The sequence below is a fragment of the Candidatus Methylomirabilota bacterium genome (assembly GCA_035709005.1).
Classification (GTDB): domain Bacteria; phylum Methylomirabilota; class Methylomirabilia; order Rokubacteriales; family CSP1-6; genus 40CM-4-69-5.
On the sequence record DASTFB010000107.1, the window covers coordinates 38,065 to 48,254 of the forward strand.

Below are 10,190 nucleotides of genomic sequence, written 5' to 3' on the forward strand. Positions count from 1 at the left end.
GAGCGCCAGGTCGCCGGGGGGCCGGCAGCCTGGCCACGGCGACGGGTGCGAGCGCGCCGGATCGGGCACCCGGAGACAGCAGGAATGGATATCTGCGGCCGGATTGGCGTTCCGTAAAACTTAGGTCCAGGGCATGATGCTTTCTATACTAGTTTCAAGACGGAGGGCACGCGGAGCCACGCCATGTTCAAGATGCCGTTCTTGCAGAAGCGGCGGAACACGTTCGGCTTGGACGTTGGGTCCAGCACCATCAAGGCACTTCAACTCAGCCAGAATGGTGGGGGGTTCAAGCTGGCCGCGCTCGGCATCGCGTCGTTGCCGCCCGACGTGATCGTGGAAGGCACGATCAGGGAGCCGGCTGTAGTCACCGAAGCCATCCAAGAGGCCGTGAGCCGCGCGGGTATCAGCACGAAGGACGCGGCCATCGCGCTCTCTGGCCGTGAGCTTATCATCAAGAAGATTCAGATCCCGACGGTGCCGGCCAAGGAACTCCAGGATGCCATGCAGCTCGAGGCCGAGCATCACATCCCTTTCGCGATCGATGAGGTCTATCTCGACTACCACGTCGTGGGCAAGCCCGAGGAGACGATGGATCTCATTCTCGTCGCCGTCAAAAAGTCCAAGGTAACGGAGTACGTCTCGGTCGTGGAGGCGGCGGGGCTCAACCCTGTGGTCGTCGACGTGGATGGCTTCGCGCTGGGCAACCAGTTCGAGCTGAATCAGCCCGACGAGCACGGTGAGGCCGTGGCCCTGGTAGACATCGGCGCCTCGGCGATGAAGACCAACGTCGTCCGGGACGGAACCTCGATCTTCGCCCGCGACATCCCGTTCGGGGGAAAGAACTACACCCAGGCCATCGCCCAGCAGTTGCGGGTCTCGATTGAGCAGGCGGAAGCGGCCAAGCTCGGCAAGGACGTGGGGATCCCCTGGGACTCGATCGTCGGCGCTCTGGAGGCGGTCTCTCGGGAGCTGTCGCTCGAGATCCAGCGCACCTTCGATTACTTCGCCTCGACCGCCGAATCCGAGCGTATCGGCAAGATCGTTTTGGCGGGCGGCTGCGCTCAATTGCCGGGCCTTGTCGATTACCTCTCGTCGACGTGGGGCATCCGGGTCGAGGTCGCCCGGCCTTTCGACCGCATCCACGTCGGTTCCGCCTACGCCGATACCGTGGCCACGGCCGGGCCGGGGCTCGCCGTCGCCGTTGGACTGGGGTTGAGGCGCGCCGGAGACAAAGACCAGTGATCAAGATTAACCTGGTCCCCCCTGAGAGACGGCGCCGTCGCGCCGGCCTCTCCCTTGAGCTGCCCAGCTTCAACCTCGGTGTACTCTTCGCGGTCGTCTACCTTCTGGCCATCGTTGGGATCGGTGTGACCTGGCTGTGGCGGTCGGCGACGGAGTCCCGGTTGACGGCTCAGGTGCAAAAGGACAAGGTGGAGCTATCCGTCTTGAAGGCCACGATCGGTCAGGGAACGAAGATCAAGGAGCAGCACGCCGCGCTGAAGGCCCGCCTCCAGGCGATCGACGAACTGAGCAAGAATCAGCACCGGTCGATCGCGCTCCTCGATGCCTTCGTCAACACGGTCCCTCCGGACCTCTGGATCAACACGTTGGAGGACAAGGGCGCGGCGCTGAGGGTCTCGGGAACCGCCCACTCGCCTACGGCGATCTCTGACTTCATGTCGAACCTGCGCCGGTCTGGACGCTTCAAGGACATCGACATCCTCATCGCCAAGCAGGATCTCGCCAAGAACCCTCGGCCGGTGACCTTCGAAGTCACCTGTCGATTCGAGATCTGACCAATGACTCTCCCCCCCTACTTCGACCCGATCCTCAACGCGCCTCGCTGGCAGCGGGTGCTGCTGGGAGCTATGGGCGTGGCCGCCCTCGTGGGCGCCGCCTACGTGTTCCTGATCTCTCCCATCGAACATCGGATCGACCTCCTTAGCGCCGAGCAGGCCTCGCTCCAGCGCGAGCTGGTCGAAAGCCGCCGCATCGTCGCCGACCTGGAGCGTTTCCGCCGCGAAATCGCTGAGCTGCAGCAACAGATCGACGTCGCCAAGGAAAAGCTGCCGACCGAGAAGGACATCCCCCCCCTCTACCGAACGCTCTCGGACGCCGCCTTTCAGTCGGGGCTTGGCGTCGCTCTCTTCCAGCCGAGAGATCTGAAGGTCGGTGAGTACTTCACCGAGATTCCCATCGCGGTGAACGTCGAGGGGGGCTACCACCAATTGGGCGAGTTCTTCGAGCGGGTGGCCGGCCTTCCGCGAGTGGTCAACGTCGTCGAATGGCGGCTCAGCGGACTGCAGAAGGGCGAGATCGTGAATGTCAAAGGTGACCTGATCCTTGCGACGTACATGTACCGCCCTGTGGGCTCGCCGGCGCCGGCGAAACCCGCGGCGCCGGCCGCCCGGCCCGCAGCACCGAGGTAATCGATGAGGCAGATCGGCCCGCTCGGTTGCCTGGGTCTTGTCGTGCTCCTGTCGGCCTGTGGAGGCTCGCCCCCCACGGCTCCCACTACGTCGGCAACACCGGGAACCCTGCCCGCTCCGGGAACCTCGGCGCCCCGGACGCCCATCGCCGCTCCCGTGCAGCCGCCGACCGCCGGTCCGCAAGTGGCTACCGCCGTGAGTGGCAAGGACGCGATGTCTCCGCCTCGCGGCGAACGGCAATACGAGCCCGGGGGACGGCGGGACCCATTCGAGCTGCCCGAGGCGGTCGAGGGTTCTGTCGGCACCACCGTGGCATCGGTGAAGCTCACCGGCATCATTCGTACTGGCGGCCGCGTCGTGGTTCTGATCGAGACCCCGGACGGACTCGGTTACATATTGCAACCCGGAGACGCGTTCGGCGATGGACGCCTGGTCGAGATCGGCCAGGGCACGGCGGTGTTCACCGTCGTCTCGCGACACGCGCCAACCAACCATCGTGTCGTCTTGAAGCTTGGCGGGTGACAATGACTCGACGAACGGCGGAGGGGATCGTGCACGCAGCGGTGGTGATGGCCATGGTGCTGTTCCCCGGTGTCACTCTCGGTGCGGCCGACCTATCTGCCCCGCGAGTGGCGCCCGCTCCGCGGCTTCACGACGTGACGGTGGTAGATCGGCAAGACGCCGTCCTCGTCCGCGTCAAAACTGCGGGACCGGCGAAGTTCCGGGCGGAGCTGGTCGAGTCTCCTTATCGTCTCGTCGTGGATCTCGAGGACACGATCTACGCCTGGCGCAAGACACCGCTGAATGTCGGTCGGGAGCCGGTTCGTCGGGTCCGTGGGGGCCAGTATCAAGAAGATGTGGCGCGGGTCGTGGTGGAGCTCACGCGCAAGGTGGGGTACGTGGTCCGTGCGGATGACGATGGCCTGGTGATCGTCGTACCCACGGTCTCCTCAGCACCGGCCGGCATCGGGCGAATCGTACCTATCAACGGATCCGTGAACGGCCTCCGCGTGATCAACGCAGCGGCGCCGGCCGCACCAGAGCCGGGACCCAGCGTCCAGGAGCCGCCGACCGAGGAAGCAGCCAAGCCGCAAGCAGTCAAGCCACAGACGGCCGACAAACCGGAACCGACGGTCGCCCCACGCCCCCAACCGAGCGCCGAGCCAGCCAAAGTGCCGGCGCCCATCGTCCCAAACCCCGTCCGGATTGCCCAGACCGCCACAGCGCGGCCCGCGACGCGGCCTCCTGTGACGCTCGAGTTCAAGGACGCCGACATCGTCAGCTTGCTGCGCGTTCTGGCCACCGAAGCCGGTCGGAACATCGTCATCGGAGAGGACGTCAAGGGCAAGATGTCGATTTCGCTCCGGAACGTCCCCTGGGAGCTGGCACTGCAGACGATCCTCGAAGCCCGGGGCCTGGAGGCGATTCAACGCGATGGCATTCTACGGATCGCGACCCGCGAGCAGCTGACGAAGGAAGCCGAAGCGACCATCAGGATGCGCGACGTTTCCGCCAAGCTTGCCGAGTCCACGGCAAAGCCCGAGCTGCGGGGGCCGCTGCGCGAAGAGACGATCCGCCTCTACTACACCGACGCGGAAGAAGTTGCCAAGACCCTGCAAGGCATTCTCGGGATCGAGGCCGAAGGGGCTCGGGTAGCCCGGCTCGGAGGCCCCATCGCCGGGCCCATTGCCGAGCCACCCTTCTCACAACTCTACGGCCCGCCACCGCCGCCACCCCCGCCGGGGGCGACAGCGCCACAGGCGCCCCCTGAAGTGCTCTTCAAGGGGTTGACGATCAGGGCTCACAAACCGACGAACACTCTGTTCCTTCGTCTCTACCAGGCCGATCTCGAGCGAGTGAAGCAGCTCATCCGTGAGTCCCTCGACATCCCCCTACCCCAGGTCAAGATCGAGGCGCGCATGGAGATCCTCGATCGCAGCGCGCTGGAGCAGATCGGCATCCAGTGGGGCGGGGCCTTTGCAGCGCCACTGAATTCCACGACGGTCGTCGGCCGGGGTCTGGAGACGGCAGGTGCGTTACCCCTGATCCCAGGCGGCATCCCTGTTCAGGGCTTTACGCCGGGCAACACGGGGCTGACCCTTGCCAACGCCCTTCCAGTGAGTGCCGCAACGGGCCTCCCGCTCGGTGGAAATCTGGTGAATCTTCCTATCAGCGCCCTGCCTACGACCGGAGCGCTGCCCGCGGCCGGACTCGCTTTCGGTATCGTCGGAACCCGGTTCAACGTCAACCTCGCGCTGCAGGCGTTGGCGACGCAGAACAAGACCCGGACGCTGGCCCGTCCGGAGGTGGTGACGGTCGAGAATGCCAAGGCCGTGATATCGCTGGGTGAAGAGATTCCCTACGCCACGGTCAGCTCGGCCGGCACCCAGATCCAGTTCAAAGAGGCGTTGCTGAAGCTCGAGGTCACCCCAACGGTCATCCGCGAGGGCGACATCACCAAAATCAAGATGGTCGTCGTGGTCGAGAACAATTCGCGGGGGGCGGTGGTGAACCTGGGAAGCGCCGGTGCTCCGCCTGCCATCAACCGCCGAAAGGCCGAAACCCAGGTGCTGATGCGGGAGGGAGAACGGCTGATCATCGGCGGAGTCACCACGAACGTCGACATCGAGGAGACGCGCAAGGTCCCGATCTTCGGAGACATACCGTTGCTGGGTTGGCTCTTCAAGCAGCGTGAGCGCTCGGAAACGGGCCGCGAGCTGGTGGTGTTCCTGACCCCCACCGTTTTCCGTAACAACACCGAGCGCGCCACCTCCGCCGTCCCCACCCGCAAGTAGCCCCCGGGGGCCGGGGGCCAGCACCGGGCCCCGGGTCCCGACCCGGTCGTGATACCCTGATGCCCATGCCCGAGGCCTTCCGTTTCCTCACTGCGGGCGAGTCTCACGGCGAGGCGCTCACCGCCGTCATCGACGGCGTGCCCGCCGGGTTGCTCCTGCGTGAGACGGATATCAATGAGGATCTGGCTCGGCGCCAGCGCGGGTACGGTCGTGGCGGGCGGATGAAGATCGAGCGCGACCAGGTCCACATCGTTTCCGGCGTCCGCTGGGGCGTCACGCTGGGTAGTCCCATCACGCTGCAGATCCTCAACCGGGACTGGGAAAACTGGAAGGGGACGATGTCGGTGGCGCCTCCGGATCCGGCCTCCCCTCCGAAGGAAGTCACCCGGCCGCGCCCGGGACACGCGGACCTGGCCGGGGCCATGAAATACAACCACCGGGACATCCGGAACGTGCTGGAGCGCTCCAGCGCCCGCGAGACTACGGCCCGGGTGGCCGTGGCCGGCGTGGCCAAGCGCCTGCTGAGCGAATTCGGCATCACGGTCTTGAGCCACGTGGTCGAGATCGGCGGCGTGCGGGTGCCGGAAACCCTGGACCTGCCCTGGGCCGACCTGACCCAGCGGGCGGAGGCGTCTGAGGTGCGCTGCGCGGACCCCGAGACCGAGGCCGCCATCATCGCGGCCATCGACCACGCCAAGACCAAGGGAGACACGCTCGGCGGTGTCTTCGAGGTCGTGGCCCTCGGCTGTCCCGTCGGCCTCGGCTCGTACGTGCAGTGGGACCGGCGCCTCGATGGCAGGCTTGCCCAGGCGTTCTGCTCGATCCAGGCCATCAAGGGCTGCGAGCTGGGACTCGGCTTCGAGACTGCCCGCCGGCCAGGCTCCGTCGTGCACGACGAGATCCTCTTCGACACGGCCAGTGGCTTTCGCCGGTCATCCAACAACGCCGGCGGGCTGGAAGGCGGCGTCACCAACGGGCAGCCGGTGATCGTTCGCGCGGCCATGAAGCCGTTGTCCACGCTGCGCACGCCGCTCAGGTCCGTGGACCTGGCGACCAAGCAAGCGGTGGAGGCGGTCGTCGAACGCAGCGACGTGTGCGCGGTGCCGGCGGCGGCCGTCGTCGGTGAGGCCATGATGGCCATCGTGATCGCCCAGGTCTTCCTGGAGAAGTTCGGTGGCGACAGCGTGGAGGAGATTCGCCGCAACTACCGCGCCTATCTGGACGCTCTCCAGACCTGGTAACCGGACCGACGGTCGCATGATCATCCCCGTCCGTCTCGGCGCACGAGCTTACGACGTGGTCGTCGAACGGGGGGCGCTCGGGACCCTGGGCGTCCGCCTGCGCAGCCTCCGGGTCGGATCACGAGTGGCGCTGGTCAGCTCCTCCAGCGTGCTCCGCCTGCACGGCAAGCAGGCGGTGGAGAGCCTCGACGCGGCAGGCTTGACGACCGTCCCGGTCGAAGTCCCCGACGGTGAGGCCGCCAAGACGCTCGGAGTCGCCGAGCATTGTTGGAACGCTCTCCTGGAGGCCGGGCTCGATCGCACCTCGACGGTCGTGGCGTTGGGCGGAGGAGCGGTGGGCGACCTGGCCGGGTTCGTGGCGGCGACCTACATGCGGGGGATCCACCTGGTTCACCTCCCCACGACGGTGCTCGCCCAGGTGGACGCCTCCATCGGCGGCAAGACGGCGATCGACCACCCCCGAGCCAAGAATCTGATCGGCGCCTTCCACCAACCGAGGCTCGTGCTGAGCGACCCCACCACGCTGGCTACACTGCCGGAGCGGGAATTCAGGTCGGGCCTCGCCGAGATCGTCAAACACGGCGTGGTCCTGGACGCGGCCTACTTCGACGAGGTCGAGGCCAGCGCCGCGGGGCTGTTGGCCCGTGATCTCCCGACGCTAGAGCGCGTCATCGGGGGCTCCTGTCGTCTCAAGGCCGCCATCGTCGAGCGCGACGAGCGCGAAGCGGAGTTACGCCATGTGCTGAATTGTGGACACACCATCGGCCACGCCCTGGAGGCGGTGACCAGCTACGAGCGCTGGACGCACGGCGAGGCCGTGGCGCTCGGTATCGTCGCCGAAGCTCGACTGGCCGAGCGGCTCGGGATGGCCGAGCCGGCCACGGTGGAGCGCCAGGAAAAGCTGCTCGCCGCCGTCGGGCTTCCGACACGTGCCGCCGGCATCGACGCCGATGCCGTGTTGGCCGCCATCGGACGGGACAAGAAGGCCCGGGACGGGAGGGTCCCCTTCGTCCTGGCCCCGAGCCTCGGCGAATTCCGGCTGGTGTACGAGGTTCCCACCGCCGAAGTTCGGGCTGTGGTGGTTTCCCTGGCCCGCTGAGCCCGAACACCAGCGGGCGAGCGAGCGAATCGGTTTGACATCGGTCGGGGCCCCTGACCCCTGCCAACGTCCCCCAACGAACTGCCTGAAATCGTACGCCTAACGTCCCCTCCCCTTTGGGGCTCATTGGGGGACGTTGGGACGGGACCTCTGAGAGTGACTCTGAGAGTCGCCGACGCCCCCGACCCGTCTCCTCCCCTGGCCGGCGGCATCCGGCGCGATGGCGCCCGCATCTCGGATTTGTTAGTTTGATGCGGGCCCAAACCCTCCAGGTCTCAAGGGGCGAAGCATGCCGAGCCGAGCGCCCGCGGTCATGGTGAGTTCCACATTCTACGACTTACGGCAGATTAGGGCGGACCTGACCACGTTCATCGTCGATGACCTTGGGTATGTCCCCTTGCTGTCTGAACTCAACTCGTTTCCTGTCGACCCCGATGCCGCGACGATCGAGAACTGCCGCCGCAGGGTCGAGGAAGACGCCGACATCTTGGTTCTCATCGTCGGAGGCCGATATGGCTCCGTCGATTCCAAGTCTGCCCGATCGGTCACCAACCTTGAGTATCTGACCGCTCGCGCGAAGGGCATTCCCGTCTACGCCTTCGTTGAGAAGAAAGTGCTCGCCGTGGTACCTGTGTGGCGCCAGAATCCCGATGCTAACTTTACCGGGATCGTCGACGATCCTCGCGTTCTCCACTTTATCGATCAGGTTCGATCGGTCGATCAAGTGTGGACTCATGAGTTCGAAACCGCCCAGGAGATCATCGACACCCTGCGCATGCAGCTAGCGTACCTGATGACCGAAGGCCTCTCATGGCGCCAACAGCTGCGACAGCGCTCTCGCGAATCGCGGATCCTCGAACGGCTCAAGAGCGAATCGCTTCGCCTGGCCCTTGAACGTCCACTGGCTTGGGAGTACCGCCTCTTCAGCCAGGTCTTGGCCGACGAAGTTGAAAATTGGTGTGATCTCAAGCGGGACTATCAGCTTGGTGTGGTCCTCGGTCTCGGAGAGTATCTCGCGCTTGAGGATTTTCATCCTTGGATGCAGGCGCGAATGGCCGAGCTTAAGCGAACGGTCGCGGCCGCAGTCACCCTCGTCAATGAGGTCGCGCCGCAGGCCTTTGGCCCACTGGGGACACACGGAGATCCCGAGACCATCGTGTTCGTTGCCCGGCGCATTGGGGACGTCTATCGCCATCTGTTGGAGTGGGCGCAAATGGTGCGACGCGCGGCTGTGGATGAGAGACTCACCGCCGTCGTCACGGAACTTGCTGGATTCGCAGATGGCATCATCGGACAGATTGAAAGCCTGGGCCCCCGCGTCCTCGCTGGCATTGACGAGGCGTTGGCACAGCCGTCCAGCGAAGGGGTGAAGGTCCTCCATGTGACGCTAGAGTTGGCGATCCCCAATGTGGAGCGGTTTCAGCAAGCCCTGGACCAAGCGTTGCTTGACCTCGGACTATCGTACGATGCCTGACCTCACGGGCCCCATGTGCGGATGGTCGGACTGCAACGAAACGGCGCCGATCCGAGACCCCGACACCGGGGCCGACATCCCGCTCCCCTCGGGCTGGCGGGCGCTGGGGCTGTCGAAGTACTCGCTGCTGGAGCCCTCTGGGGTGCTCCACGCCGACCGCGGCATGGTCCTGTGCCCGGTCCACGTCGAGGCGCTCAAGCGCCTGTTGAAGCGGATACCGCTGGGCTGATCGGCGAGCGCGTGGGAGACATCCCCGTACAGCCTCGACGGCGTCGAACAACACGAAGAAGAACACGAACGTGCTCGTCCACCGGAGGGAGACGCGTCCGCCCGCGTTACAGACCCTTTCTCTTCTCAGCGTCCCTGGCCGCTTCGATCAGTTTGCCCAGTTCCTTGCTCTCGTACGAGAGGGTGAGGGTGATCTTGAATTCCCGACCGAACAGCAGGACCGTGATCTTCGAGCCCGCGGTCGCGTATTCTGATCCCATGACGAGATGGCCCGCGGCGACCGCCATGTGCCACCGCGAGCGGTCGTCACGAAAGAGGTCTTCCTTCCAGATGGTCCGCTCCTTCACGGGAGGGCCGTACTTCTCCGTGAGCAGTTTCTGAAGTTCTTCGTAGTCGGTGATGTACTGGCTATCGTGGGCGGGCTTCTTCGGGAACCGCACCATGACCCGGGCGAGGCGATCATCGTCGAGAAAGAAGAACCCCAGGTCCGCCTCACGCCCCGCCACGCGAGCCCCCTTGCTCGTCAGCAGCGTCAGGCCGTCGACCTTACGCGGCAGGGGCTGGGCCTGGGGATAGAGGGTCTTGACTTCCTGCTGGGTCATCCCCCAGTGCGTCTCGCCGTAGCCTTCGCCTTGGGTTGAGGCCGGGGCAGGTGCCAGCAGAGCCGCGACCAGCAGAAGAGCGAGTGGGGGGTTCGCCTTCATGGGGTCCTCTCCCGGCGAAGAGTTTTAACACCGTAACGGACCCAGGGCCACTGGCGCCCGTCCGCTTGACGCGAAAGCCATGGACGGCTAGGTTGCCTCGCTATGCCGCCTGGCTTCCTTGATGGCCTCCTCGAGGTCCTGCAACACATGGTCGTCCCATTCCGAGAGCGAGAAGCAGGCGGTCGTCTGTGACGCCCATCGGGGCCATTTGTCGCCCGGC

General features: G+C 65.5%; 10 protein-coding genes. 9 read left to right on the forward strand and 1 reads right to left on the reverse strand.

The window, feature by feature from the left end; translation table 11 throughout:
- Positions 1 to 183: 183 nt before the first annotated feature.
- From pilM to VFR64_20000, 9 genes are all read left to right on the forward strand, one after another.
- Complete coding sequence (gene pilM / locus VFR64_19960; GenBank protein ID HET9492011.1) at positions 184 to 1,242, forward strand: type IV pilus assembly protein PilM; 1,059 nt, start codon at positions 184 to 186, stop codon at positions 1,240 to 1,242.
- Positions 1,239 to 1,796: a PilN domain-containing protein gene (locus VFR64_19965; protein ID HET9492012.1), complete on the forward strand. Its 558-nt coding sequence runs from the start codon at positions 1,239 to 1,241 to the stop codon at positions 1,794 to 1,796. The genes pilM and VFR64_19965 overlap by 4 nt, the downstream gene beginning before the upstream one ends.
- Positions 1,797 to 1,874: 78 nt before the next feature.
- Entirely contained in the window at positions 1,875 to 2,429 is a 555-nt protein-coding gene (gene pilO, locus VFR64_19970) for a type 4a pilus biogenesis protein PilO (protein HET9492013.1), read from the forward strand.
- Between the two features lie 183 nt (positions 2,430 to 2,612).
- A complete protein-coding gene (locus tag VFR64_19975; protein ID HET9492014.1) occupies positions 2,613 to 2,951 on the forward strand; it encodes a hypothetical protein in 339 nt (112 codons plus the stop codon).
- A 29-nt stretch (positions 2,952 to 2,980) separates the two neighbouring features.
- Positions 2,981 to 5,224, forward strand: coding sequence for a type IV pilus secretin PilQ (gene pilQ / locus VFR64_19980; protein ID HET9492015.1), 2,244 nt, complete (start codon positions 2,981 to 2,983; stop codon positions 5,222 to 5,224).
- A 65-nt stretch (positions 5,225 to 5,289) separates the two neighbouring features.
- Positions 5,290 to 6,465, forward strand: coding sequence for a chorismate synthase (gene aroC, locus VFR64_19985; protein ID HET9492016.1), 1,176 nt, complete (start codon positions 5,290 to 5,292; stop codon positions 6,463 to 6,465).
- A gap of 55 nt (positions 6,466 to 6,520) precedes the next feature.
- A complete protein-coding gene (gene aroB, locus VFR64_19990; protein ID HET9492017.1) occupies positions 6,521 to 7,564 on the forward strand; it encodes a 3-dehydroquinate synthase in 1,044 nt (347 codons plus the stop codon).
- A 289-nt stretch (positions 7,565 to 7,853) separates the two neighbouring features.
- Positions 7,854 to 9,038 carry a DUF4062 domain-containing protein gene (locus VFR64_19995; protein HET9492018.1) on the forward strand — a complete coding sequence of 395 codons (1,185 nt, stop codon included), beginning with the start codon at positions 7,854 to 7,856 and terminating at the stop codon, positions 9,036 to 9,038.
- Entirely contained in the window at positions 9,031 to 9,267 is a 237-nt protein-coding gene (locus VFR64_20000) for a hypothetical protein (protein HET9492019.1), read from the forward strand. Before VFR64_19995 ends, VFR64_20000 begins: the two co-directional genes overlap by 8 nt.
- Before the next feature lie 106 nt (positions 9,268 to 9,373).
- Here the strand turns inward: VFR64_20000 and VFR64_20005 are convergent, their stop codons facing one another.
- The gene (locus VFR64_20005; GenBank protein ID HET9492020.1) at positions 9,374 to 9,868 is read right to left on the reverse strand and encodes a hypothetical protein; all 495 of its coding nucleotides are present in this window, start codon (positions 9,866 to 9,868) and stop codon (positions 9,374 to 9,376) included.
- Positions 9,869 to 10,190: the final 322 nt, after the last annotated feature.

What these genes read in the sequence shown, in the direction of transcription:
- pilM (HET9492011.1), top strand. Translation starts at nt 184, where the DNA reads ATGTTCAAGATGCCGTTCTTGCAGAAGCGGCGGAACACGTTCGGCTTG.
- aroC (HET9492016.1), top strand. Translation starts at nt 5,290, where the DNA reads ATGCCCGAGGCCTTCCGTTTCCTCACTGCGGGCGAGTCTCACGGCGAG.
- VFR64_19995 (HET9492018.1), top strand. Translation starts at nt 7,854, where the DNA reads ATGCCGAGCCGAGCGCCCGCGGTCATGGTGAGTTCCACATTCTACGAC.
- VFR64_20000 (HET9492019.1), top strand. Translation starts at nt 9,031, where the DNA reads ATGCCTGACCTCACGGGCCCCATGTGCGGATGGTCGGACTGCAACGAA.
- VFR64_20005 (HET9492020.1), bottom strand. Translation starts at nt 9,868, where the DNA reads ATGACCCAGCAGGAAGTCAAGACCCTCTATCCCCAGGCCCAGCCCCTG.